Consider the following 24,514-nt stretch of genomic DNA (forward strand, 5'->3'; position numbering starts at 1 on the left):
TCTAACTGAGGTGTAGGGAGTGTTGTTTCCCCTAGACTATCCAAATCAGACTATAAATTTTGTAAAAAATGTGATAGAATAGACCACGGATAAAAAAACGGAGGATAGCATGCAAAATAGACCAATCATTATCGGAGTGACAGGTGGTTCTGGTGGAGGTAAGACCAGTGTTTCAAGAGCCATTTTATCGCATTTTCCTGATGAAAAGATTTCCATGATTGAGCATGATTCATACTACAAGGATCAGTCTCATTTGACCTTTGAAGAGCGTGTCAAAACCAACTACGACCATCCTTTTGCCTTTGATACAGACTTGATGATCGAGCAGATTAAGGAATTGTTGGCAGGGCGTCCGGTGGACATCCCGACCTATGACTATACAGAGCATACACGAAGTAGCAAGACCTATCGTCAAGAACCTCAAGATGTCTTTATCGTTGAGGGGATTTTGGTCTTGGAGGATAAGCGTCTGCGCGATTTGATGGATATTAAGATTTTTGTGGATACAGATGATGATGTGCGCATTATTCGTCGGATCAAGCGTGATATGGAAGAGCGTGGCCGTAGCCTTGATAGCGTCATTGACCAGTACTTAGGTGTGGTCAAGCCCATGTACCATCAGTTTATCGAGCCAACCAAGCGTTATGCCGATATCGTCATTCCTGAGGGAGTCAGCAATACAGTTGCTATCGACCTGTTGACGACCAAGATTGCAAAGATTTTGGAAGAAGCTCGAAACAGCAAATAATCAGATGTGGAGGCTTTGCCTCCTTTTTCTATTTTTCCCTCATAATGGTACATAAATGGAGATTTTTAGGCATATTTTTGGTATAATAATACCCATGAAAGAGCAAGAAAATGAATAGTAGGTGGAGATGGAAAAGTATTTATCGGTAACAACTTTGACCAAGTATCTGAAAATGAAATTCGATAAAGACCCTTACTTGGAACGGGTCTATTTAACTGGTCAAGTTTCCAACTTTCGTAAACGACCTACTCACCAATATTTCTCCCTAAAAGATGACCATGCAGTTATTCAAGCGACTATTTGGTCTGGGATTTATCAGAAATTAGGTTTTGACCTGGAAGAAGGAATGAAGATCAATGTGATTGGGCGTGTGCAGGTCTATGAACCAAGTGGTAGCTACTCCATCATCATTGAAAAGGCAGAGCCTGATGGAGTTGGTGCGCTTGCGATTCAGTTTGAGCAACTCAAGAAAAAATTGACAGAAGAAGGCCTGTTTCAAGAACGCTTCAAGCAACCTCTGCCCCAATTTTCTAAGAGAATTGGTGTAGTGACCAGTCGCAGTGGAGCCGTTATTCGAGATATTATCACGACCGTCAGCAGGCGATTTCCAGGTGTCGACATTCTTCTCTATCCGACCAAGGTTCAAGGTGAAGGTTCTGCGGAGGAAATTGCTCGTAATATTGCGCGTGCTAATCAACGGGACGATTTGGACTTGCTGATTATTGGTCGTGGTGGTGGTTCCATAGAGGATCTCTGGGCCTTTAACGAAGAAATTGTGGTACGAGCTATTTTTGAATCTCGTTTGCCAATCATTTCTAGTGTGGGACATGAGACAGATGTGACCTTGGCAGATTTTGTGGCAGATAGACGAGCTGCGACGCCGACAGCGGCAGCTGAACTAGCAACACCTGTGACCAAGTTGGATTTATTAGCTCATTTGCAAAATCAGGAAAAACGGATGGCAACGGCAGTCCGAAATGTCCTATCTAAGAAACAAGAAGCTTTGAAAAAATGCAGTCAGTCTGTTATCTTTAGACAGCCAGAGCGCTTGTATGATGGCTATTTGCAACGCTTGGATCAACTGCAATTGCGTTTGAAACAAAGTTTGCGAACACGGATTTCTGATAACAAGCAATTGGTCCAAGCAAGGACGCATCGACTGGTACAATTATCACCCGTTACCAAAATCCAACGCTATCAAGACCATCTAGGTCAGTTAGACAAGTTCCTCCGTAGCCAAATGGCGCTGGTTTATGATGCCAAGGTTGCTGAGGTGAAACGACTTTCGGAAGCCTTGCTGATGTTGGATACCAGTCGAATCGTGGCACGTGGTTATGCTATTGTCAAAAAAGAAGATTCCGTAGTTGATTCAGTTGAGAATTTAAAGAAAACAGACCAAGTGACGCTGTTGATGCGAGATGGTCAAGTAGAATTAGAGGTTAAAGATGTCAAAACAAAAGAAATTTGAGGAAAATCTAGCAGAACTGGAGACCATTGTCCAAAGTTTGGAAAATGGTGAAATTGCTCTGGAAGATGCGATTGCTGCCTTTCAAAAGGGTATGGTCTTGTCAAAAGAACTCCAAGCGACGCTGGACAAGGCTGAAAAGACCTTAGTTAAGGTCATGCAAGAAGATGGAACAGAAAGTGATTTTGAATGAAGAAGCAAGAAAAATTAGCTCTTGTCGAGTCGGCTTTGGAAGACTTTTATGGAGACCAGCAGTTTGCCTCTAGTTTGCGAGAGTCTGTTCTCTATTCCATTCATGCTGGTGGCAAGCGTATTCGACCTTTTCTTTTGTTAGAAGTTCTGGAAGCCTTGCAGGTCGCTATTAAACCTGCTCACGCACAGGTGGCTGCGGCCTTGGAAATGATTCATACAGGGAGCTTGATTCACGATGATCTTCCTGCCATGGATGATGATGATTACCGTCGGGGACGCTTGACCAATCACAAGAAATTCGGTGAAGCTATGGCCATTTTGGCTGGAGATGCTTTATTCCTAGATCCTTATGCCTTGATAGCGCAGGCAGATTTGCCAAGTCAGATCAAGGTGGACTTGATTGCTAACTTATCCCTAGCTTCAGGAAGTCTGGGCATGGTGGCAGGGCAGGTTTTGGACATGGAGGGTGAACACCAGCATTTGTCTTTGGAAGAACTCCAGACTATTCATGCTAATAAGACTGGAAAATTACTAGCTTATCCCTTCCAAGCAGCTGCTATTATAGCCGAATTGGCACCTGAAATACAGGTGAAGCTGAAAACTGTTGGGGAATTAATCGGACTTGCTTTTCAAGTTCGAGACGATGTACTGGATGTGACCGCTAGTTTTGAGGAAATCGGCAAGACTCCTCAAAAGGACCTACAGGCTGAAAAATCAACCTATCCAGCCTTGTTGGGCTTGGAAGAGGCTATTGCCTTTTGTAACCAGACTTTGGATCAGGCTAATGCAAAATTAGAAGAAATTACCCAGCAGGTTCCCTTTGAAATAGAATCGATTGTGAAAGTAGTAGAAAGTTTGAGAATCAATGGCTAAGGAAAGAGTGGATGTACTAGCTTATAAACAGGGCTTGTTTGAAACGAGAGAGCAGGCCAAGCGTGGTGTTATGGCTGGCCTAGTCGTAGCAGTACTTAATGGAGAACGGTTTGACAAGCCAGGAGAGAAAATTCCCGATGACACTGAGCTGAAACTCAAAGGTGAAAAACTCAAGTATGTCAGCCGTGGTGGCTTGAAATTAGAAAAGGCCTTGCAGGTCTTTGATTTGTCAGTAGAAGGAGCTACAACAATTGATATCGGGGCTTCTACTGGAGGTTTTACCGATGTCATGTTGCAAAATGGTGCTGAATTGGTCTTTGCAGTCGATGTCGGTACCAATCAGTTGGCTTGGAAATTACGCCAAGACCCAAGAGTAGTCAGTATGGAGCAGTTCAATTTCCGCTACGCTGAAAAGACTGATTTCGAGCAGGAACCTAGCTTTGCCAGTATTGATGTGAGTTTCATTTCTCTCAGTCTGATTTTGCCGGCCTTGCACCGAGTCTTGGCAAATCAAGGTCAGGTTGTGGCTCTGGTTAAGCCCCAGTTTGAGGCAGGGCGTGAGCAGATTGGGAAAAATGGAATTATTCGCGATGCCAAGGTCCATCAGAATGTCCTTGAATCTGTCACAGCTATGGCAGTAGAGGAAGGCTTTTCAGTCCTTGGATTGGACTTTTCTCCCATCCAAGGTGGACATGGAAATATTGAGTTTTTAGCGTATTTGAAAAAAGAAGAGTCAGCAAGCAATCAGGTTCTTGCTGAGATTGAAGAAGTAGTAGAGAGGGCGCATAGTCAATTTAAAAATGAATAAAAAAGAGAGACTTGAAAAAATTAGACGATTTGTGACAGATTATCAAATCGGTACACAAGAAGAAATCGTAGAACATTTGAAAGAAGCAGGTATCACTGCCACTCAAGCGACGGTATCACGAGATATCAAAGAACTAGGTATTGTCAAAATTCCTTTGAGAGATAATACCTATGTCTATGAATTGCCAAAATCAATCGTGAAAAGTTTGCAACTAGCTGAAGACAATATCGAATCGGCAGAATTGATGGATAAGATGATTAATCTCCAAGTTATCCCAGGAAATACGGCTTTTGTAAAAGCTCAGTTAACCGAGACTTTTGCGGACAAGATTTTTAGCTGTTTAGCTGATGATAGCTCGATTTTAGTCATTGCCAGAAGTGAAAGTCTAGCTGAGGAAATCTTTGAACAAGTAAAAAATTGGTAGGTCTATATGTTACTTGAAATTTCGATAAAAAACTTTGCCATTATTGAGGCCATTTCCCTCAATTTTGAAAAGGGAATGACTGTCCTGACTGGTGAAACGGGTGCAGGGAAGTCGATTATCATTGATGCCATGAATATGATGTTGGGAGCTCGTGCGACGACAGATGTTATTCGTTATGGTGCGCCAAAGGCAGAGATTGAGGGGCTTTTCTCAGTTGAGAATAGTCGCCTTTTACAGGACATTTTTGATGAGCAAGGTTTGGAAATGGGTGATGAGATTATCATTCGTCGAGAAATCTTGCAAAATGGTCGGAGTATCAGTCGTGTGAATGGCCAGATGGTCAATCTGTCTGTTTTGCGTGCTATTGGGCAACATCTGGTAGATATTCATGGTCAGCATGACCAAGAAGAGTTAATGCGTCCTCAACTTCATATCCAGATGTTGGATGAATTTGGTGATACAGGCTTTTGGGCCTTGAAAGAAACCTATCAAACGAGTTTTGATGCCTATCGAAAAATGCGCAAGCAGGTTCTGGAAGTCAAGAAAAACCAACAGGAACACAAGGCACGTATTGAAATGTTGGAATTTCAAATGGCAGAGATTGAGGCAGCAAACTTGCAGGCTGGAGAAGACCTGGCTCTCAATCAAGAGCGTGATAAACTGCTCAACCATAAAAATATTGCGGATACACTGACCAATGCTTACAGCATGTTGGACAATGAAGATTTTTCAAGTCTGGCCAATGTTCGTTCAGCCATGAATGACATGGAAAGTGTCGAAGAGTATGACCCTGAATACCGTGAAATTTCAAGCTCTTTGTCTGAGACTTACTATGTCTTAGAAGATATAAGCAAGCGTTTGGAAGCTATTATTGAGGACCTTGATTTTGACGGCAATCGTCTCATGCAGGTTGAGAATCGTTTGGATCTCCTTCATACCATTACCCGTAAGTATGGTGGGACTGTAGATGATGTCTTGCTTTATTTTGCCAAGATTACGGAAGAATACAATCTCTTGACAGGAAATAACCTTTCATCTGAGGACATAGAAGTAGAGCTCAAGAAATTGGAAGTTAATCTTGTCGATTTGGCAGGTCAGCTTGCATTGGCTCGTCATGACTTGGCCCAGCAGCTTGAAGCTGAGATTAAACAAGAACTGCAAGATCTTTATATGGAAAAAGCCCAGTTTCAGGTTCGTTTTAGCAAGGGCAAATTCAGTCGTGAGGGAAATGAAATGGTTGAGTTTTATATTTCAACCAACCCTGGTGAAGACTTTAAACCCTTGGTCAAGGTTGCATCTGGTGGGGAATTATCTCGTCTCATGCTAGCTATTAAGTCTGCCTTTTCTCGTAAAGAAGGCAAGACCAGCATTGTTTTTGACGAGGTGGATACGGGAGTTTCAGGTCGCGTAGCCCAAGCTATTGCGCAGAAGATTCACAAGATTGGCCAGCATGGTCAGGTTCTTGCAATTTCCCATCTTCCTCAAGTGATTGCGATTGCGGATTATCAATTCTTTATTGAGAAGATTAGCAATGAGCATTCAACGGTTTCGACTGTTCGTCTCTTGTCGGTTGAAGAGCGAGTGGAAGAAGTTGCTAAGATGTTGGCTGGTGATGATGTGACGGAAGCAGCCCTGACGCAAGCCAGAGAATTGTTGAGAAACAGGGAGAAATAAGATGACAGACTATTATGTAATTGGAGATGTTCATGGAAAAGCTGGGATGCTGGAAGACCTTCTCAAAACATGGGACGGCCAGACCCAGTTGCTCTTTCTAGGGGACTTGATTGACCGTGGTGAAGATAGTCGCCGTGTTCTAGAAATGGTTAAGGACTTAGTGGACAATCAAGGGGCTATCTGTCTATCAGGAAACCACGAGTATATGTTTTTGACTTGGCTCGATAACCCAGAAGAAAGCTATGACCACTATCGTCGCAATGGTGGAGATACAACCATTAACTCTATCCTAGGTCGACCCTTGGATGCACCGGTTGATGGAGTAGAAGATGCCAAGCGTGTTGCTACTGAAGCAGCAGACTTGGTCGAATTTATTCGTCAAATGCCGTTTGTGGTAGAGACAGACAAGTATATCTTTGTTCACGCAGGTATTGATTTGACCTTAGACGACTGGCATGAAACTACAGATTATAAAAAAGTTTGGCTTAGAAAACCATTCCACGAAGCAGAAAATCATACTGGAAAAATCATTGTCTTTGGCCATACACCGGTATATGGTTTGTTAAAGCAAGAGCGTGGTACAGCTGATCTTTGGACTACAGAAGATGGCAAGATTGGGATGGACGGAGGAGCTGTTTATGGTGGTGTCCTTCATGGGATTGTCTTTACAGACCAAGGAATGACAGAACACCACTTTATCGAAAATGACGGCTTTGTTGCTGAAGATTAGTACTCCTGGCAGGGTATGGTCTTGTCAAAATGTCAAAAACAATTTATAATAAATAGATACCCTGAAAGGAAGAGAATCATGAACTTAGAAGAATTGAAAAAACGACAGGAGAAGATCCGTAACTTCTCTATTATCGCCCATATTGACCACGGGAAATCAACTCTAGCAGACCGCATTTTGGAAAAGACAGAGACAGTATCCAGTCGTGAAATGCAAGCTCAACTTTTGGACAGTATGGATCTAGAGCGAGAACGTGGGATTACTATTAAGTTGAATGCCATTGAGCTGAATTATACTGCAAAAGATGGGGAAACTTATATTTTCCACTTGATTGACACGCCGGGGCACGTAGACTTCACCTATGAAGTTTCACGTTCGCTCGCTGCCTGTGAGGGAGCGATTTTGGTGGTCGATGCTGCTCAAGGGATTGAGGCTCAAACCCTTGCCAATGTTTATCTGGCCTTGGACAATGATTTGGAAATCATGCCAGTCATTAACAAAATTGACCTACCGGCTGCAGATCCAGAGCGCGTGCGTACAGAGATTGAAGATGTGATTGGTTTGGATGCCAGTGAAGCAGTTTTGGCTTCTGCCAAGGCTGGTATTGGGATTGAAGAAATCCTCGAGCAAATCGTAGAAAAAGTACCAGCACCAACAGGTGATGTGACGGCGCCACTTAAGGCCTTGATTTTCGACTCTGTTTACGATGCCTACCGTGGGGTTATTCTCCAAGTGCGTGTCATGGACGGGGTGGTTAAACCTGGTGATAAGATTCAGCTCATGAGTAATGGCAAGACCTTTGATGTGACCGAAGTCGGTATTTTTACACCCAAAGCAGTTGGTCGTGATTTTCTTGCGACTGGGGACGTTGGTTACATTGCGGCTTCTATCAAGACGGTTCAGGACACTCGTGTGGGTGATACAGTTACCTTGGCAACTAATCCTGCAGCAGAGCCATTACATGGCTACAAGCAGATGAATCCTATGGTCTTTGCGGGTCTCTACCCAATTGAGTCAAACAAGTACAATGATCTTCGTGAAGCCCTTGAAAAATTGCAACTGAATGATGCTAGTCTCCAATTTGAACCAGAAACATCACAGGCACTTGGATTTGGTTTCCGTTGTGGCTTTCTTGGACTTCTCCATATGGATGTTATCCAAGAACGTTTGGAACGTGAGTTTAACATCGACCTCATCATGACAGCTCCGTCTGTTATTTACAAAGTTAATTTGACCGACGGTGAGTCTATGGATGTGTCGAACCCATCTGAGTTTCCAGACCCAACTAAGATTGCGACCATTGAAGAGCCTTATGTCAAGGCGCAAATCATGGTACCACAGGAGTTTGTCGGAGCAGTGATGGAGCTAGCTCAGCGCAAGCGTGGGGACTTTGTGACTATGGACTATATTGATGATAATCGGGTTAATGTTATCTATCAAATTCCTCTTGCTGAAATTGTCTTTGACTTCTTTGATAAACTTAAGTCTTCGACACGTGGTTATGCAAGCTTTGACTACGAATTGTCAGAATATCGCCCATCTAAGCTGGTCAAAATGGATATTCTTCTCAATGGAGACAAGGTGGATGCCCTCAGCTTTATCGTTCACAAGGATTTTGCCTACGAACGAGGAAAACTCATCGTTGATAAGCTCAAGAAAATCATCCCTCGTCAACAATTTGAAGTACCAATCCAAGCAGCTATTGGACACAAGATTGTCGCTCGTACTGATATCAAGGCCCTTCGTAAGAACGTACTTGCTAAATGTTATGGTGGTGACGTTTCTCGTAAGCGTAAACTGCTTGAAAAACAAAAAGCTGGTAAAAAACGTATGAAAGCCATCGGATCAGTAGAAGTTCCGCAAGAAGCCTTCCTTAGCGTCTTGAGTATGGATGAAGAATAATGATTCTATATAAAACTCTTGAAATACATTCAAGAGTTTTATATTTTTAGTTAAAAATTGTAACTTAACTCCATTTATGGTAGAGTAAAATACGGAGGTTATATGGAATACTAAAAGTTATTATGACTAGGAAAATTTTAAATAAAATTTATAAAGAACTGGGGCAGAAAATGAATTAGAATAATGATTCTATTTTACCGCTTGGATCTATAATTGTTAGTAAAGAAGGGGCGATTCCTTTAACTTATGATGAAAGTATTAGAAGAAAAACAAATTAAAACTGAAAAGTTATATGGTTTTACTCGATATTTATTAATTGAAATAAATAATGGTTACGGGTTACTGGATTGTGAATCTACGACTTGTTTTGGTTATTTTTATAAAATTTATAAGATTGATTTTGATTTATTTTATAAGATAAAAAAGCAATCTGAGGATAAGCGAGAAGATATAACAAAAAATATAAAATTAGGTAGATTTTTCATGCTACCGATAATGATAGTGATTTTTTTCATTCTTTTAATAGAATTTATTGGCTTTAATAAATTTAATCTTGTTTTATCTCATAGATTTACGTATTTTATCTTTTCTGCATTACCTGTTATATTATCAGTATTATTTCGCTTGGGCTATTCTTATAAGCAAAAATTGATGATTAATAAAATTTTTATATTAGAAAATTCTCGTCATTACCATGTAGTTGAAAAGTTTAGTAATTTTAAATTTAAAAATTGGCTTCTCCTAATTATAAATGTGGTTATTGCCAGTTCTTTACTTATTTATATTTATGTATATGGTAATTTAATTGTTATGTTTTTTACGACAATATATTTATATTTATTAACTTTTAGTAAGAATATACGATTGAGTCAAGCAAATACAATGAATATTAAAATATTTGTTGAAAAAGGATATTCGGAAAGTGATTCAATGTTATTATAGAATTCAATAATTGGATAAATAGATACTCGATACGACTTAGTCAGTTTTCATAATCAAGAGTATATTCTATATTATCAAATCCAATGTTTGAACTAAAATTGGAAAAAATTCTTATATTTTATTTGTTTTTATTAAAAATTGTAAATTAACTCCATTTATGGTAGAGTAACATATGGAGGTTATTATGAAAAAAATTTTACTTTTAGTATCTATTTTGCTTACAAGTGTCACGTTAGTGGCATGTTCAAATAAGAGTCAAACAGAATCTAGCACGAATGTGATTACTAGTTCTTCAAGTAGCCAGGAAGGGTCTACCCCGACGACTACAAGTTCTGATAAGAAGACTGAAGAAACACAGGTTATTGGTTCTGATGAGTATGGGTTCGTTAAAGTACCAAAGTCTTGGATTAAGTTCAATGAAGTACAGGGAGGCAATGATATTCAATATTCAGACGGTACGGATGTCAATATTGTCACCTTGAATACTTTTAAAGCAGAACAATTTGGTATTTCTGATAATGAATTTCAAAAACTTGAAACAGTTCGTATTTCTGATAGTATTTTTACTTCAAAAGAAAGTAATCCAGAATTCACTAAAGTTTGGGGTTCTAAGTCAACTATTGGAGGTTATGAAGCCTATGTAGTTAACGCAATTTCTAAGTCTGGAAAATACATCATTACATGGATTTTTAAATCTAGTGATGGTAAGTTCAGATATGTTGCTTTAGAAGGGACTCCAGAAACATTAAAAAATCTACTTCCCATGATTGAAGAGAGTTGGACAATTCAAAAATAATTATTAAAGCAGGATTGGTATCCTGTTTTTTTGTTTAAGTCATTAAAAACCGATTTAAATGTTTGTTTTAAATGTTTGTTTTGGTTATAAAGATAAAAAATAAACAAAACAATCAAAAAAAGGACAAAAAACAACAAAAAATATTGACAACGATTTCATATAGTGTTATACTTATAGCATAAAGTTAATGGAAAGAAGGGAAAACCTTATGGGATTAGATCATTTCTTTGACAAAAACCTTGTGTTTTGCTTAGAAGCGGATAATCAAGAACATCTCTTTGATCAGGTCGCAACTTTATTGGAAGAACGTGAAATCGTGACTCCGACCTATCGTGAAGCCCTGATCACGCGTGAAAAGTCATTTCCAACTGGCTTAGATATGGAATTTTTGGGTAAGGATTTGCCGAATGTGGCTATTCCTCACACAGATATTGTTCATAATCTTGCCGAAAAAGTTGTGGTAGTTCGATTAGAAAAACCAGTGACTTTCCACAATATGATTGCGCCAGATAAGGAAGTAGAAGTATCCTTACTCTTCTTTATCATTAATAACTCAAGTTCAAGCCAAACGAACATTCTTGCTCAGTTGATGGACTTCTTTACTGGAAATGGTCATCTTGAAGACCTATCAAAAATTTCTGAACCAGAAGCTATATATGCTTATATTGCCGAAGCAATTGCTTAATCTTGTCTATTAAAAATATTAAATCGGAGGAAATCCATATGATTAAAATTCTTGCTGCCTGCGGTGCAGGTGTTAACTCAAGCCACCAAATTAAAAGTGCTCTTGAAGAAGAACTTTCAAACCGCGGTTTCGATGTTCACTGTGATGCGGTAATGGTCAAAGACGTTAATGAAGACCTTATCAAAGGTTATGACATCTTCACACCAATTGCTGCGACAGATCTTGGTTTTGACCCAGGTATTCCAGTTATCGAAGCTGGACCAATCTTATTCCGTATCCCAGCAATGAGTGCTCCAGTATTTGACAATATTGAAGCAGCTATCAAAGAACACGGATTAAGCTAATTTTAATTTGTTAACATTCATATAACTATAAAAAGGGAGGAACTATTATGGATGTCATTATCGAACTAGCCAATAAGCTGTTCAAACCTATCTTGGATATGGGTGGACCAATCATCATGCTGATCATTTTGACAGTATTGGCTCTACTTTTTGGAGTGAAATTCTCCAAAGCGCTTGAAGGTGGTATCAAACTTGCCATCGCTCTTACAGGTATCGGTGCCATCATCGGTATGTTAAATGGTGCTTTCTCAGCATCACTTGCAAAATTCGTTGAAAACACTGGTATTCAATTGAACATCACCGACGTTGGTTGGGCACCACTTGCTACAATCACTTGGGGATCTGCTTGGACACTTTACTTCTTGCTCATCATGTTGATTGTCAACGTAGTGATGCTTGCTATGAAGAAAACTGACACACTTGACGTTGATATCTTCGATATCTGGCACTTGTCTATCACAGGTCTTTTGATTAAATGGTATGCAGACAACAATGGAGTTAGCCAAGGAGTTTCACTCTTCATCGCGACTGCAGCAGTTGTTCTTGTTGGGGTTCTTAAAATCATCAACTCTGACTTGATGAAACCAACATTTGACGATCTTCTTAATGCACCAAGTTCATCACCAATGACTTCAACTCACATGAACTACATGATGAACCCAGTTATCATGGTTTTGGATAAGATTTTTGAAAAATTCTTCCCAGGTCTTGATAAATATGACTTTGATGCTGCAAAATTGAACAAGAAAATCGGTTTCTGGGGATCTAAATTCTTCATCGGTTTCATTCTTGGTATCGTAATCGGTTTGATGGGTACTCCACATCCGGTTGAAGGACTTAAAGATGCAGCAAACTGGCAAGAAGTTATCAAAGGTTGGTTGTCTCTTGGTTTGACAGCCGGTGTAGCTTTGGAACTCTTCTCACTTATCGGTTCATGGTTCATTGCTGCCGTAGAACCACTTTCACAAGGTATTACAAACGTTGCTACTAAACGTTTGGAAGGACGTAAGTTTAACATCGGTCTAGACTGGCCATTCATCGCTGGTCGTGCTGAAATCTGGGCTTGTGCAAACGTACTTGCACCAATTATGTTGATTGAAGCTGTGCTTCTTTCAAACGTCGGAAATGGTATCTTGCCACTTGCAGGTATCATCGCTATGGGTGTTACTCCAGCTCTCTTGGTTGTAACACGTGGTAAATTGCTCCGTATGATTATCTTCGGAACACTCTTGTTGCCACTCTTCCTTCTTTCAGGTACACTTATCGCGCCATTTGCAACAGAACTTGCTAAAGGTGTAGGTGCCTTCCCAGAAGGTGTGAGCCAAACTCAATTGATCACTCACTCAACTCTTGAAGGACCAATCGAAAAACTTCTTGGTTGGACAATTGGTAACACTACAACTGGTGATATCAAAGCAATCCTTGGTGCTGTAGCCTTCCTTGTATTCTATATCGGTATCTTTGCATGGTACAGAAAACAAATGATCAAACGTAACGAAGAGTACGCAGCAAAAGCAAAATAATGCGCTCCTATAAAATGTAAATTGTTGAAACTAGGTTGTCATACCATTAGGAGTGACAGCCTAGTTTTTTATAAACTATCAAGAAATCGGAGAAAATAATGGTAATTGAATTAAAATCAGAACAATTAAGAGTTCAATTTAACAGTTTTGGTGGGGCTCTTTCTTCTATAAAAGATGCTGAGGGACTTGAGTATTTGTGGCAAGGGGATGCTACTTATTGGAGTGGACAAGCTCCTGTTCTCTTTCCCATTTGTGGTTCATTGAGAGAGGATACAGCCGTCTATATAGATGAGAAGGGGCAGGAAAGTAAAGGAAACATTCCTCGTCATGGTTTGGTTCGTAAGAAAGAATTTGAATTAGTTGAACAGACAGACAAGAGTGTAACTTTTGCAATTGAAGACGATGAGAATAGCTATCAAAATTATCCTTATCATTTCCGCCTAGAAATCACTTACATCCTTACTGGAAAGATAGTACGAACTCAATACAAAATTTTTAATAAAGAAACTAGCAAGGTCCTGCCTTACTTTATTGGTGGACATCCAGGCTTTAATTGTCCTCTACTTGATGATGAAGTCTATGAAGATTACTATTTAGAGTTTGAGAAAGAAGAGTCTTGCTCTGTTCCACGTCCTTTCCCAGAAACGGGTATGCTGGATTTTCAAGATAGAAGTCCATGGCTAGAGGGTCAAAAAGAATTAGATCTCAGCTATGATCTTTTCAGCACGGATGCAGTCACCTTAGATGAATTGCAATCTAGAACAATTGCTCTTCGTTCTCGTAAACATGATAAGGGATTGAAAGTGCATTTTGCAGAGTTTCCAAATCTCATCATCTGGTCAACTTTAAATAAGGGACCTTTCATTGCCTTTGAACCATGGTCTGGCTTGTCAACATCCCTTGAAGAAGGAGATCATCTAGAAGATAAGAAGAATGTTCGTCTCTTAGAACCTGGTCAAGTAGATCAAATTGGTTTTGATATCGAAATCTTTTAGATAAAAAAACACAAAAACAAACATTAACTGTTGACTTTTTCAGAAAATAGGAGTATATTATGTTTGTAAACAACAAATGGTGTTTGTAACAAACAAATAATCACTTGTTATATTCTCTTTGAAAGAGAGATTATTTCTAGGAAACTGGTTTCCTAAACTTGAATAAGGTGTCATTCATCTCATTCAATCCAATTTGTCAATAAACTGCTAGAAAGCTTTTTGTAGGTAATACTCAATGAAAATTAAAGAGCAAACTAGGAAACTAGCCGTAGGCTGTACTTGAGTACGGCAAGGCGACGTTGACGCGGTTTGAATTTGATTTTCGAAGAGTATAAACTGCTAACTATAAAAGGTTTTATTAGCCTAGAAAAATAAAAAGGAGTATACAATATGTCTATTGTTATCGGTGCAGATGCTGCAGGTTTGAGATTGAAAGAAGTTGTGAAAGACTTCTTGGAAAAAGAAAACTTCCACGTTGTGGATGTTACAGCTGAAGGTCAAGACTTTGTTGATGTGACTCTTGCTGTTGCTGCAGAAGTAAACAAAGAAGAACAAAACCTTGGTATCGTGATTGATGCTTATGGAGCTGGTCCATTTATGGTCGCAACTAAGATCAAAGGAATGGTTGCTGCAGAAGTATCTGACGAACGTTCAGCTTATATGACTCGTGGCCACAACAACTCACGTATGATCACTATGGGTGCACAACTTGTTGGTGATGAATTGGCTAAAAACATCGCTAAAGGATTTGTTAACGGTAAATACGATGGTGGACGTCACCAAATTCGTGTCGATATGTTGAACAAAATGTGCTAATTAGATTACAGTAAGAAAGGTAAGTTAAAAATGAGAATTGCAATTGGATGTGACCACATCGTAACAGATGAAAAAATGGCGGTTTCAGAATTTTTGAAATCAAAAGGATATGAAGTCATTGACTTTGGTACATATGACCATACACGTACTCACTACCCAATCTTTGGTAAAAAAGTAGGGGAGGCTGTAACTAGCGGTCAAGCTGATCTTGGAGTATGTATCTGTGGTACTGGTGTTGGTATCAACAACGCTGTAAATAAAGTTCCAGGTGTCCGTTCTGCCTTGGTTCGTGATATGACAACAGCCCTTTATGCTAAAGAACAATTGAATGCCAACGTTATCGGTTTTGGTGGTAAGATTACCGGTGAATTGCTCATGTGTGACATCATCGAAGCTTTCATCCATGCTGAATACAAACCATCTGAAGAAAACAAAAAATTGATTGCGAAAATTGAACACGTTGAAAGTCACAATGCTCAACAAACAGACGCAAACTTCTTCACTGAATTCCTTGAAAAATGGGATCGCGGAGAATACCACGATTAAGAGGTAACCTATGATTTTAACAGTCACAATGAACCCATCCATTGATATTTCCTATCCCTTGGATGAGTTGAAGATTGATACTGTCAATCGTGTGGTGGATGTAACCAAAACGGCTGGTGGTAAGGGACTCAATGTTACCCGAGTACTTTCAGAATTTGGGGATTCTGTTCTTGCTACTGGTTTAGTTGGTGGTAAACTTGGTGAGTTTTTGGTTGAACATATCGATAATCAAGTAAAGAAAGATTTCTTCTCAATTCAGGGAGAGACTCGTAACTGTATCGCTATTCTCCACGGTGACAACCAAACAGAAGTTCTTGAAAAAGGTCCTGAAGTATTGGAACAGGAAGGACAAGGCTTTTTGGATCATTTCAAAAAACTCTTGGACTCAGTTGAAGTAGTAGCCATCTCAGGTAGTCTGCCAGCTGGCCTTCCAGTTGATTACTATGCGAGCTTGGTAGAACTTGCTAATCAAGCTGGCAAGCCTGTTGTCTTGGACTGCTCTGGTGCTGCACTTCAGGCGGTTCTTGAATCACCACATAAACCCACAGTAATCAAACCAAATAATGAGGAATTGTCCCAGCTTCTAGGAAGAGAAGTTTCTGAGGATTTGAATGAATTAAAAGAAGTCCTTCAAGAACCTTTGTTTGCAGGTATTGAATGGATTATCGTTTCACTTGGTGCCAACGGTGCTTTTGCCAAACATGGTGACACTTTCTACAAGGTAGATATTCCTAGAATTCAGGTAGTCAACCCTGTCGGATCTGGAGACTCTACTGTGGCAGGAATTTCTTCAGGACTACTTCATAAAGAATCGGATGCAGAATTGCTCATCAAGGCAAATGTCCTTGGTATGCTCAATGCTCAAGAAAAAATGACTGGTCATGTCAACATGGCCAACTATCAAGCTCTATATGATCAATTAATAGTAAAAGAGGTATAAAATGGCTTTAACAGAACAAAAACGTGCACGCTTAGAAAAACTTTCTGATGAAAATGGTATCATCTCAGCTCTTGCATTTGACCAACGTGGTGCTTTGAAACGCCTCATGGCTCAACACCAAACAGAAGAACCAACTGTAGCTCAAATGGAAGAACTTAAAGTCTTGGTTGCAGATGAATTGACTAAATATGCTTCATCTATGCTTCTTGACCCTGAGTATGGACTTCCAGCAACTAAAGCTCTTGATGAAAAAGCTGGTCTTCTCCTTGCCTATGAAAAAACAGGTTATGACACAACAAGCACAAAACGCTTGCCTGACTGCTTGGATGTTTGGTCTGCAAAACGTATTAAAGAAGAAGGTGCAGATGCAGTTAAATTCTTGCTTTACTATGATGTAGATAGCTCAGACGAACTCAACCAAGAAAAACAAGCTTACATCGAACGTATCGGTTCTGAATGTGTGGCTGAAGATATCCCATTCTTCCTTGAAATCCTTGCTTATGATGAAAAAATTGCGGACGCTGGTTCTGTAGAATACGCTAAAGTAAAACCACACAAAGTTATCGGTGCTATGAAAGTCTTCTCAGACCCACGTTTTAACATTGATGTCTTGAAAGTTGAAGTTCCTGTTAACATTAAATATGTTGAAGGCTTCGCTGAAGGTGAAGTCGTTTATACACGTGAAGAAGCAGCAGCATTCTTCAAAGCTCAAGATGAAGCAACTAACTTGCCATACATCTACTTGAGTGCTGGTGTATCAGCTAAACTTTTCCAAGATACTCTTGTATTTGCTCATGAATCAGGTGCAAACTTTAACGGAGTTCTTTGTGGCCGTGCTACATGGGCTGGATCTGTTGAAGCTTACATCAAAGATGGTGAATCAGCAGCTCGCGAATGGCTTCGCACAACTGGTTTTGAAAACATTGACGAACTCAACAAAGTTCTTCAAACAACAGCGACTTCTTGGAAAGAACGCGTGTAAGAAGCTCCTCCTAGTTTAGGAACATGAATCTAAAAATTTTTAAAAAAAGTTGTATGTAAAGGTTTACAAAATAACTTACTTGTGCTATACTTAAATCACAAGTTAATACAAGGTGAGTGTTACTAAGTAATATTAGGCATGATCACGGATGAATTAGAAATCGGCTGATTTTCTAGTTCATTTGTGGTCATTTTTTGTACTCATATACCTTTAAGATATAAAAGGAGGTTGACATGTATCGAATTCTAAATCCAATGAACCACAATGTCTCGCTTGTCAGAAATGATAAAGGAGAAGAAGTGATTGTAATTGGTAAGGGGATTGCATTTGGAAAGAAGAAGGGAGATTTGATTGCTGAACATCAGGTTGAGAAAATCTTTCGGATGAAGACCGAAGAGTCTAGGGAAAACTTTATGGCTCTCCTCAAAGATGTTCCGCTTGATTTTATCACAGTGACTTATGAAATCATTGATAAGCTATCCAAGAAATATCACTATCCGATTCAAGAGTATCTCTATGTAACCTTGACAGATCATATTTACTGTTCTTATCAAGCTCTAGCGCAAGGAAGGTACAAGGATAGTAATCTGCCAGATATTTCCGCCAAGTATCCTGTCGCTTTTCAAATCGCAAATGAAGCTTTTGAAATTTACCGTCAGAAGCTAGCAGATCATTTTCCTGAGGACGAAATTATTCGGATTGCTTATCATTTCATCAATGCCGAAGGCGAGAATGAAGTAGAAGTAGTTGAGTCGATTGATAAGAGGAAAGAAATTCTCAGGAATGTTGAAGAAGTTTTAACGGACTATGCAATTCAACGAACTAAAGAGAATAATCATTTCTATGATCGCTTTATGATACATTTGAATTATTTCTTGGATTATTTAGACAGATCTAGAGATGATAACCAATCACTTCTGGATATGGAAGACCATATCAAGCAATCCTATCCAAAAGCGTTCGAGATTGGCTCCAAGATCTATGATGTGATTACGCAACATACGGGTCTTGATTTGTATAAAAGTGAACGAGTTTATCTAGTTCTACATATCCAACGTTTATTATCATAAAAATTATTTAAAATTATATAAGGAGAATTCTATCATGAATAGAGAAGAAGTAACATTGTTAGGTTTTGAAATTGTAGCCTATGCTGGCGATGCTCGTTCAAAATTATTGGAAGCCTTGAAGGCTGCTGAAGCTGGTGATTTTGCGAAAGCAGATAGCTTAGTCGAGGAAGCTGGTAGCTGTATCGCAGAGGCACACCACGCGCAAACAAGTCTATTGACTAAGGAAGCAGCTGGCGAGGATTTAGCTTATAGTGTGACCATGATGCATGGTCAAGACCACTTGATGACAACCATCTTGTTAAAAGATTTGATGCACCACTTAATCGAACTTTACAAGAGAGGAGTTAAATAATGAATAAACTCATTGCATTTATCGAGAAAGGAAAACCTTTCTTTGAAAAACTATCGCGTAATATTTATCTTCGTGCTATTCGTGATGGTTTCATTGCAGGTATGCCTGTTATTCTCTTCTCAAGTATTTTTATCTTGATTGCCTTTGTACCAAACTCATGGGGCTTTAAATGGTCTGATGAAGTTGTAGCCTTTTTGATGAAACCTTATAGTTATTCTATGGGTATTCTGGCTCTCTTGGTAGCTGGTACAACAGCTAAGTCATTGACCGACTCAGTAAACCGTAGCATGGAGAAAACCAATCAAATCAACTATATGTCAACATTGTTGGCAGCAATTGTTGGTTTGTTGATGTTGGCAGCTGATCCTATCGAAAATGGCCTAGCTACTGGATTCTTGGGGACAAAAGGTTTGCTTTCAGCCTTCCTTGCTGCCTTTGTTACCGTAGCAATCTATAAGGTTTGTGTTAAGAACAATGTCACTATTCGAATGCCTGACGAAGTTCCACCAAATATTTCACAAGTCTTTAAAGATGTGATTCCATTCACTCTATCTGTTGTTTCTCTTTATGCTCTTGACTTATTAGCACGTCATTTTGTTGGTGCAAGTGTGGCAGAATCAATCGGTAAATTCTTTGCTCCATTATTCTCTGCTGCTGATGGTTATCTTGGAATTACAATTATCTTTGGTGCCTTTGCCTTCTTCTGGTTTGTTGGTATCCATGGTCCATCTATCGTTGAACCAGCTATCGCAGCTATTACCTATGCAAATGCCGAAGTCAACTTGAACCTTCTCCAACAAGGGATGCACGCTGACAAGATTCTTACTTCTGGTACACAAATGTTTATAGTTACCATGGGTGGTACTGGTGCGACACTGGTTGTTCCATTCATGTTCATGTGGTTAACAAAATCAAAGCGTAACCGTGCAATCGGACGTGCGTCCGTTGTTCCAACATTCTTTGGTGTCAACGAACCAATCTTGTTTGGTGCACCACTTGTATTGAACCCAATCTTCTTCATTCCATTTATTTTTGCTCCTATTGCAAACGTTTGGATCTTTAAATTCTTCATTGAAACTCTTGGAATGAATTCATTTACTGCTAATCTACCATGGACAACCCCAGCACCACTAGGTCTAGTTCTTGGTACTAACTTCCAAGTTCTATCGTTCATTCTTGCTGCCCTTCTAATCGTGGTTGACGTAGTCATTTACTATCCATTCCTTAAGGTCTATGATGAACAAATTCTTGAAGAAGAACGTTCAGGTAAATCTAATGATGAATTGAAAGAAAAAGTTGCTGCGAACTTTAATACAGCTAAAGCAGATGCTATCCTTGAAAAAGCAGGTGTGGAAGCAGCACAAAATACCATCACTGAAGAAACAAATGTCCTCGTTCTCTGTGCAGGTGGAGGGACAAGTGGACTTCTTGCGAATGCTTTGAATAAGGCAGCAGCAGAATACAATGTCCCTGTGAAAGCAGCAGCAGGTGGCTATGGTGCTCACCGTGAAATGTTGCCAGAGTTTGATCTTGTTATCCTTGCCCCTCAAGTTGCTTCAAACTTTGAAGACATGAAAGCAGAAACAGATAAACTCGATATTAAACTTGCGAAAACAGAGGGAGCTCAATACATCAAATTAACTCGTGATGGAAAAGGTGCTCTTGCATTTGTACAAGCTCAATTCGATTAACGATAGGGACTGTGAAACAGTCTCCTCTCGTTACGGAAATCGCTATGGCGAATTTCCTAATCGCCTTGTTAATTCGTCGGTAAAAAGATATCGTTTTTACCTCCTCATGTCACAATTCGATTAATAATAGGGACTATGAAATAGTTTCCTCTCGTTACGGAAATTGCTATGGCGAATTTCCTAATCGCCTTGTTAATTCGTCGGTAAAAAGATATCGTTTTTACCTCCTCATGTCACAATTCGATTAATAATAGGGACTATGAAATAGTTTCCTCTCGTTACGGAAATTGCTATGGCGAATTTCCTAATCGCCTTGTTAATTCGTCGGTAAAAAGATATCGTTTTTACCTCCTCATGTCACAATTCGATTAATAATAGGGACTGTGAAACAGTCTCCTCTCGTTACGGAAATCGCTATGGCGAATTTCCTAATCGCCTTGTTAATTCGTCGGTAAAAAGATATCGTTTTTACCTTCTCATGTCACAATTTGGTGACTTGGTACAAGAAGTGAGATGGAGAAGGATGGCTCACTGACTCCTCTCCTCTCACTTTTACTTTATTTAAATTAAGAAATAGGTGGAAAGTATGACAAAAACATTACCAAAAGACTTTATTTTTGGTGGCGCAACAGCTGCCTATCAAGCAGAAGGTGCTACACATACTGATGGTAAAGGACCAGTAGCTTGGGATAAATATCTTGAAGATAACTACTGGTACACTGCAGAACCAGCCAGTGATTTTTACAATCGATATCCAGTTGACATCAAGTTGGCAGAAGAGTATGGTGTCAATGGCATTCGAATTTCTATTGCCTGGTCACGTATTTTCCCAACCGGTTACGGTCAAGTAAATGCTAAAGGTGTTGAGTTTTATCATAATTTATTTGCAGAGTGTCACAAACGTCACGTTGAACCCTTCGTAACTCTTCATCACTTTGACACACCAGAAGCTCTCCACTCAAATGGAGACTTCTTAAACCGTGAAAATATCGAACATTTTGTAGACTACGCTGCCTTCTGTTTTGAAGAATTTCCAGAAGTAAACTATTGGACAACATTCAATGAAATTGGGCCAATTGGTGATGGTCAATACTTGGTTGGGAAATTCCCTCCAGGTATTCAGTACGACCTTGCCAATGTTTTCCAATCGCACCACAATATGATGGTTTCTCATGCGCGTGCAGTCAAGTTATATAAAGATAAAGGTTATAAAGGTGAAATTGGTGTTGTTCATGCACTGCCAACCAAGTATCCTTTAGATCCTAAAAATCCAGCAGATGTTCGTGCAGCTGAGTTGGAAGATATTATTCACAATAAATTTATCTTGGATGCAACTTATCTAGGTCGCTATTCAGCTGAAACGATGGAGGGTGTCAACCATATTTTATCAGTCAATGGTGCTAGCTTAGATCTTCGTGAAGAAGATTTCGAAGTATTAGAAGCTGCAAAAGACTTGAACGATTTCCTAGGAATCAATTACTATATGAGTGACTGGATGGAAGCATTTGATGGAGAGACTGAAATTATCCATAATGGTAAGGGTGAGAAAGGAAGCTCTAAATACCAAATCAAAGGTGTTGGTCGTCGTGTAGCTCCTGACTATGTACCACGTACGGATTGGGATTGGATTATCTACCCTCAAGGTTTGTATGACCAAATCATGCGTGTGAAGAAAGATTATCCTAACTACAAGAAGATTTACATCACTGAAAATGGACTTGGTTATAAAGATGAGTTCGTCGATAACACTGTTTACGATGATGGTCGTATTGATTATGTGAAACAACACTTGGATGTCTTGTCTGATGCTATTGCTGATGGTGCAAACGTCAAAGGATACTTCATCTGGTCATTGATGGATGTCTTCTCTTGGTCAAACGGTTATGAAAAACGCTACGGTCTCTTCTATGTAGACTTTGAAACTCAAGAACGCTATCCTAAGAAATCAGCTCACTGGTACAAGAAAGTAGCAGAAAGTCAGATTATTGATTAAACTTTAGATAAAAATCCCCACCAATCGGTGGGGATCGTTTTATGGTTTAGAAAGAATAATTTTTGTTTGTTTTGAAAGTTGTTCAAACGTTTCTTTGCTCAGTTTAGAGTCTGAAACGATGGTATCGATATCAGAGATATTGTAGAAGGTATAGAAATCAAATTTATTGAACTTACTATTGTCAGCTAGTAAGTATTTTTTATTGGAATTATTGAGGGCGATGCGTTGAGATTCACCTTCCTCTTCACTAAAGGTCGCAATCGCATTGTCCTTAATACCATTACAGCTAACGAAGGCTTTAGAAAATTGAAGATTGGCCAAGTTTTGCAAGGTTAGTGTTCCAACAAAGGCTCCAGTGATAGAGCGGTAATTCCCACCGATTAAAATCAAATCTGTTAGTTTTCGTTCGTTTAGGATGAGAAAAACTGGTAAACTGTTTGTTACAACACGAATATTATCGATTGGAAGTTCACGGGCAAAAGATTCCAAGGTTGTTCCTGGTCCGATAAAAATGGTTTCACCTTCATCGATTAAGTGGCCTGCAAAACGGCTGATTTCTTGTTTTTCTGCGATTTGTAAGCTTTGTTTTTCAATATTGGAACGTTCATTGTTTAAAATGGAACCTGTGCGAATTTTTTCAGCTCCACCGTGCACCCGAACAAGTAAATCCTTGTCTGCCAACTCTTGCAAGTAGCGTCTAGCAGTCATATCTGATACATCCAAGCGAGTCATGATTTCTTTTACAGTAATAGTTCCCTTTGTATTTACCGTTTCTAGAATATTATCTAGTTTTTCCTGCTTTAACATCGTTATCACCTCTATTTCTATTACTATTTTATCATAAAGTATTCAATCAATCAATTTAAAAAAACAAAAGAAAACAAAAACAAAAATATCATGGTTGTTTTAAACAAACCATGATATTTGTTATTGCTTATAAAATAGATAACATTAGTCCAAACCGTAGTTGTAGTCATCATCTTGCATGGCTTCAACTTCGCCAAGAAGGTAACCATTTCCGACTTGAGAGAAGAAGTCGTGGTTGGAAGTTCCTGTTGAAATACCGTTCATGACGATTGGGTTGACATCATCAGCTGAATCTGGGAAGAGTGGATCTTGTCCCAGGTTCATGAGTGCTTTGTTAGCATTGTAGCGAAGGAAGGTTTTGACTTCTTCCGTCCAACCAACACCGTCATAAAGACTCTCTGTATAACCTTCTTCGTTCTCGTAGAGAGTATAGAGCAGATCGTACATCCATTCTTTGAGTTTTTCTTGCTCTTCTTCAGGTAATTCATTGAAACCAAGTTGGAATTTATAACCGATGTAGGTTCCGTGAACAGACTCATCACGAATAATCAATTTAATGATTTCTGCAACGTTGGCTAGTTTGTTGTTACCGAGATAGTAGAGGGGAGTGAAGAAACCTGAATAGAAGAGGAAGGTTTCGAGGAAGACACTGGCAACTTTCTTTTCAAGTGGGCTACCGTTTAGGTAGATTTCGTTGACAATCTCAGCCTTCTTTTGTAGGTAAGGATTGGTATTGGTCCATTCGAAAATTTCTTCAATCTCAGCCTTAGTATTCAAGGTAGAAAAGATTGATGAGTAAGATTTAGCGTGGACAGATTCCATAAATTGGATGTTATTGAAAACAGCTTCCTCATGTGGTGTACGGATGTCCGAGCGAAGGGCTTGAACTCCAGTTTCAGATTGCATAGTGTCGAGAAGGGTTAAACCGCCAAAGACTTTTCCAACTAAGTCTTTTTCTACATTTGATAGCTTTCTCCAGTCATCCAAGTCATTTGACAAGGGAATACGTGTATCAAGCCAGAATTGCTCCGTCAGTTTTTCCCAAGTTGATTTGTCGATGACATCTTCGATGGCATTCCAGTTAATGGCTTTGTAGTAAGTTTCCATTTGAAATCTCTTTCTGTGTTTAGTATTGCGAACTCACAATTATTTCTATTTTATCATAATTCTAGAGGAGTATCGCACAAAAAGTCGGAAGCCCGACTTTTTGTTATTT

General features: G+C 39.3%; 25 protein-coding genes. 23 read left to right on the plus strand and 2 right to left on the minus strand.

All coding sequences use genetic code 11. The annotated features are described in order from the left end of the window. The first annotated feature begins 109 nt into the window (after positions 1-109). From udk to lacG, 23 genes are all read left to right on the plus strand, one after another. Positions 110-748: a uridine kinase gene (udk, locus tag DXN33_RS02970; RefSeq protein ID WP_001181376.1), complete on the plus strand. Its 639-nt coding sequence runs from the start codon at positions 110-112 to the stop codon at positions 746-748. 127 nt (positions 749-875) lie between these two features. Then, positions 876-2,216 carry an exodeoxyribonuclease VII large subunit gene (gene xseA / locus DXN33_RS02975; RefSeq protein WP_115904286.1) on the plus strand — a complete coding sequence of 447 codons (1,341 nt, stop codon included), beginning with the start codon at positions 876-878 and terminating at the stop codon, positions 2,214-2,216. Then, positions 2,194-2,406: an exodeoxyribonuclease VII small subunit gene (locus DXN33_RS02980; RefSeq protein ID WP_000043226.1), complete on the plus strand. Its 213-nt coding sequence runs from the start codon at positions 2,194-2,196 to the stop codon at positions 2,404-2,406. Before xseA ends, DXN33_RS02980 begins: the two co-directional genes overlap by 23 nt. Continuing rightward, entirely contained in the window at positions 2,403-3,278 is an 876-nt protein-coding gene (locus DXN33_RS02985) for a polyprenyl synthetase family protein (RefSeq protein ID WP_070842616.1), read from the plus strand. Before DXN33_RS02980 ends, DXN33_RS02985 begins: the two co-directional genes overlap by 4 nt. Continuing rightward, positions 3,271-4,086, plus strand: a complete 816-nt coding sequence (locus tag DXN33_RS02990; protein ID WP_061864166.1) for a TlyA family RNA methyltransferase — start codon at positions 3,271-3,273, stop codon at positions 4,084-4,086. Before DXN33_RS02985 ends, DXN33_RS02990 begins: the two co-directional genes overlap by 8 nt. Next, the gene (locus tag DXN33_RS02995; protein WP_001034401.1) at positions 4,079-4,510 is read left to right on the plus strand and encodes an arginine repressor; all 432 of its coding nucleotides are present in this window, start codon (positions 4,079-4,081) and stop codon (positions 4,508-4,510) included. The genes DXN33_RS02990 and DXN33_RS02995 overlap by 8 nt, the downstream gene beginning before the upstream one ends. Before the next feature lie 6 nt (positions 4,511-4,516). Continuing rightward, positions 4,517-6,184, plus strand: a complete 1,668-nt coding sequence (gene recN / locus DXN33_RS03000) for a DNA repair protein RecN (protein ID WP_115904287.1) — start codon at positions 4,517-4,519, stop codon at positions 6,182-6,184. Between the two features lies 1 nt (position 6,185). Then, positions 6,186-6,914: a metallophosphoesterase family protein gene (locus DXN33_RS03005; RefSeq protein WP_061590461.1), complete on the plus strand. Its 729-nt coding sequence runs from the start codon at positions 6,186-6,188 to the stop codon at positions 6,912-6,914. A 78-nt stretch (positions 6,915-6,992) separates the two neighbouring features. Then, complete coding sequence (gene lepA, locus DXN33_RS03010; protein ID WP_001047207.1) at positions 6,993-8,816, plus strand: translation elongation factor 4; 1,824 nt, start codon at positions 6,993-6,995, stop codon at positions 8,814-8,816. A 246-nt stretch (positions 8,817-9,062) separates the two neighbouring features. Further along, positions 9,063-9,758: a hypothetical protein gene (locus tag DXN33_RS03015; RefSeq protein ID WP_142745829.1), complete on the plus strand. Its 696-nt coding sequence runs from the start codon at positions 9,063-9,065 to the stop codon at positions 9,756-9,758. Between the two features lie 184 nt (positions 9,759-9,942). Next, a complete protein-coding gene (locus DXN33_RS03020) occupies positions 9,943-10,554 on the plus strand; it encodes a hypothetical protein (RefSeq protein ID WP_115904289.1) in 612 nt (203 codons plus the stop codon). 208 nt (positions 10,555-10,762) lie between these two features. Beyond that, positions 10,763-11,239 carry a PTS sugar transporter subunit IIA gene (locus DXN33_RS03025; protein WP_004260657.1) on the plus strand — a complete coding sequence of 159 codons (477 nt, stop codon included), beginning with the start codon at positions 10,763-10,765 and terminating at the stop codon, positions 11,237-11,239. 38 nt (positions 11,240-11,277) lie between these two features. Beyond that, positions 11,278-11,583 carry a PTS sugar transporter subunit IIB gene (locus DXN33_RS03030; RefSeq protein WP_000590547.1) on the plus strand — a complete coding sequence of 102 codons (306 nt, stop codon included), beginning with the start codon at positions 11,278-11,280 and terminating at the stop codon, positions 11,581-11,583. A 47-nt stretch (positions 11,584-11,630) separates the two neighbouring features. Further along, positions 11,631-13,106, plus strand: a complete 1,476-nt coding sequence (locus tag DXN33_RS03035) for a PTS galactitol transporter subunit IIC (protein WP_042751083.1) — start codon at positions 11,631-11,633, stop codon at positions 13,104-13,106. A 98-nt stretch (positions 13,107-13,204) separates the two neighbouring features. Further along, a complete protein-coding gene (locus DXN33_RS03040) occupies positions 13,205-14,101 on the plus strand; it encodes an aldose 1-epimerase family protein (RefSeq protein WP_115904290.1) in 897 nt (298 codons plus the stop codon). 390 nt (positions 14,102-14,491) lie between these two features. Next, positions 14,492-14,917, plus strand: a complete 426-nt coding sequence (gene lacA / locus DXN33_RS03045; protein ID WP_000029277.1) for a galactose-6-phosphate isomerase subunit LacA — start codon at positions 14,492-14,494, stop codon at positions 14,915-14,917. A 30-nt stretch (positions 14,918-14,947) separates the two neighbouring features. Continuing rightward, positions 14,948-15,463, plus strand: a complete 516-nt coding sequence (lacB, locus tag DXN33_RS03050) for a galactose-6-phosphate isomerase subunit LacB (RefSeq protein ID WP_001216913.1) — start codon at positions 14,948-14,950, stop codon at positions 15,461-15,463. A 10-nt stretch (positions 15,464-15,473) separates the two neighbouring features. Continuing rightward, positions 15,474-16,403, plus strand: coding sequence for a tagatose-6-phosphate kinase (locus DXN33_RS03055; RefSeq protein ID WP_004260652.1), 930 nt, complete (start codon positions 15,474-15,476; stop codon positions 16,401-16,403). A gap of 1 nt (position 16,404) precedes the next feature. Next, positions 16,405-17,385: a tagatose-bisphosphate aldolase gene (lacD, locus tag DXN33_RS03060; protein ID WP_061439149.1), complete on the plus strand. Its 981-nt coding sequence runs from the start codon at positions 16,405-16,407 to the stop codon at positions 17,383-17,385. Between the two features lie 233 nt (positions 17,386-17,618). Next, positions 17,619-18,455 (plus strand): PRD domain-containing protein, encoded by an 837-nt coding sequence (locus DXN33_RS03065; protein ID WP_115904291.1) that lies wholly within the window; start codon positions 17,619-17,621, stop codon positions 18,453-18,455. Between the two features lie 34 nt (positions 18,456-18,489). Continuing rightward, positions 18,490-18,807, plus strand: a complete 318-nt coding sequence (locus DXN33_RS03070; RefSeq protein ID WP_001078323.1) for a PTS lactose/cellobiose transporter subunit IIA — start codon at positions 18,490-18,492, stop codon at positions 18,805-18,807. Next, positions 18,807-20,498, plus strand: a complete 1,692-nt coding sequence (locus tag DXN33_RS03075; protein ID WP_060628410.1) for a lactose-specific PTS transporter subunit EIIC — start codon at positions 18,807-18,809, stop codon at positions 20,496-20,498. Before DXN33_RS03070 ends, DXN33_RS03075 begins: the two co-directional genes overlap by 1 nt. 586 nt (positions 20,499-21,084) lie before the next feature. Then, the gene (gene lacG / locus DXN33_RS03080) at positions 21,085-22,491 is read left to right on the plus strand and encodes a 6-phospho-beta-galactosidase (protein ID WP_115904292.1); all 1,407 of its coding nucleotides are present in this window, start codon (positions 21,085-21,087) and stop codon (positions 22,489-22,491) included. Positions 22,492-22,530: 39 nt separating this feature from the next. On the opposite strand, the gene DXN33_RS03085 is transcribed toward lacG, so the two are convergent. Further along, entirely contained in the window at positions 22,531-23,298 is a 768-nt protein-coding gene (locus tag DXN33_RS03085; RefSeq protein ID WP_000917573.1) for a DeoR/GlpR family DNA-binding transcription regulator, read from the minus strand. A gap of 144 nt (positions 23,299-23,442) precedes the next feature. Then, positions 23,443-24,405: a class 1b ribonucleoside-diphosphate reductase subunit beta gene (gene nrdF, locus DXN33_RS03090; protein WP_023948166.1), complete on the minus strand. Its 963-nt coding sequence runs from the start codon at positions 24,403-24,405 to the stop codon at positions 23,443-23,445. Between the last annotated feature and the right edge of the window lie 109 nt (positions 24,406-24,514).

This window comes from Streptococcus sp. NM, assembly GCF_003390135.1.
Classification (GTDB): Bacteria; Bacillota; Bacilli; order Lactobacillales; family Streptococcaceae; genus Streptococcus.

Coding starts and splice junctions, on each gene's coding strand:
- DXN33_RS02985 (WP_070842616.1), top strand. CDS start 2,403: ATGAAGAAGCAAGAAAAATTAGCTCTTGTCGAGTCGGCTTTGGAAGAC.
- DXN33_RS03075 (WP_060628410.1), top strand. CDS start 18,807: ATGAATAAACTCATTGCATTTATCGAGAAAGGAAAACCTTTCTTTGAA.
- DXN33_RS03030 (WP_000590547.1), top strand. CDS start 11,278: ATGATTAAAATTCTTGCTGCCTGCGGTGCAGGTGTTAACTCAAGCCAC.
- lepA (WP_001047207.1), top strand. CDS start 6,993: ATGAACTTAGAAGAATTGAAAAAACGACAGGAGAAGATCCGTAACTTC.
- recN (WP_115904287.1), top strand. CDS start 4,517: ATGTTACTTGAAATTTCGATAAAAAACTTTGCCATTATTGAGGCCATT.
- xseA (WP_115904286.1), top strand. CDS start 876: ATGGAAAAGTATTTATCGGTAACAACTTTGACCAAGTATCTGAAAATG.
- DXN33_RS03015 (WP_142745829.1), top strand. CDS start 9,063: ATGATGAAAGTATTAGAAGAAAAACAAATTAAAACTGAAAAGTTATAT.
- lacG (WP_115904292.1), top strand. CDS start 21,085: ATGACAAAAACATTACCAAAAGACTTTATTTTTGGTGGCGCAACAGCT.
- lacA (WP_000029277.1), top strand. CDS start 14,492: ATGTCTATTGTTATCGGTGCAGATGCTGCAGGTTTGAGATTGAAAGAA.
- DXN33_RS03040 (WP_115904290.1), top strand. CDS start 13,205: ATGGTAATTGAATTAAAATCAGAACAATTAAGAGTTCAATTTAACAGT.
- DXN33_RS03005 (WP_061590461.1), top strand. CDS start 6,186: ATGACAGACTATTATGTAATTGGAGATGTTCATGGAAAAGCTGGGATG.
- nrdF (WP_023948166.1), bottom strand. CDS start 24,405: ATGGAAACTTACTACAAAGCCATTAACTGGAATGCCATCGAAGATGTC.
- lacD (WP_061439149.1), top strand. CDS start 16,405: ATGGCTTTAACAGAACAAAAACGTGCACGCTTAGAAAAACTTTCTGAT.
- lacB (WP_001216913.1), top strand. CDS start 14,948: ATGAGAATTGCAATTGGATGTGACCACATCGTAACAGATGAAAAAATG.
- DXN33_RS03055 (WP_004260652.1), top strand. CDS start 15,474: ATGATTTTAACAGTCACAATGAACCCATCCATTGATATTTCCTATCCC.
- DXN33_RS02995 (WP_001034401.1), top strand. CDS start 4,079: ATGAATAAAAAAGAGAGACTTGAAAAAATTAGACGATTTGTGACAGAT.
- DXN33_RS03085 (WP_000917573.1), bottom strand. CDS start 23,298: ATGTTAAAGCAGGAAAAACTAGATAATATTCTAGAAACGGTAAATACA.
- udk (WP_001181376.1), top strand. CDS start 110: ATGCAAAATAGACCAATCATTATCGGAGTGACAGGTGGTTCTGGTGGA.
- DXN33_RS03070 (WP_001078323.1), top strand. CDS start 18,490: ATGAATAGAGAAGAAGTAACATTGTTAGGTTTTGAAATTGTAGCCTAT.
- DXN33_RS03035 (WP_042751083.1), top strand. CDS start 11,631: ATGGATGTCATTATCGAACTAGCCAATAAGCTGTTCAAACCTATCTTG.
- DXN33_RS03020 (WP_115904289.1), top strand. CDS start 9,943: ATGAAAAAAATTTTACTTTTAGTATCTATTTTGCTTACAAGTGTCACG.
- DXN33_RS02980 (WP_000043226.1), top strand. CDS start 2,194: ATGTCAAAACAAAAGAAATTTGAGGAAAATCTAGCAGAACTGGAGACC.
- DXN33_RS02990 (WP_061864166.1), top strand. CDS start 3,271: ATGGCTAAGGAAAGAGTGGATGTACTAGCTTATAAACAGGGCTTGTTT.
- DXN33_RS03065 (WP_115904291.1), top strand. CDS start 17,619: ATGTATCGAATTCTAAATCCAATGAACCACAATGTCTCGCTTGTCAGA.
- DXN33_RS03025 (WP_004260657.1), top strand. CDS start 10,763: ATGGGATTAGATCATTTCTTTGACAAAAACCTTGTGTTTTGCTTAGAA.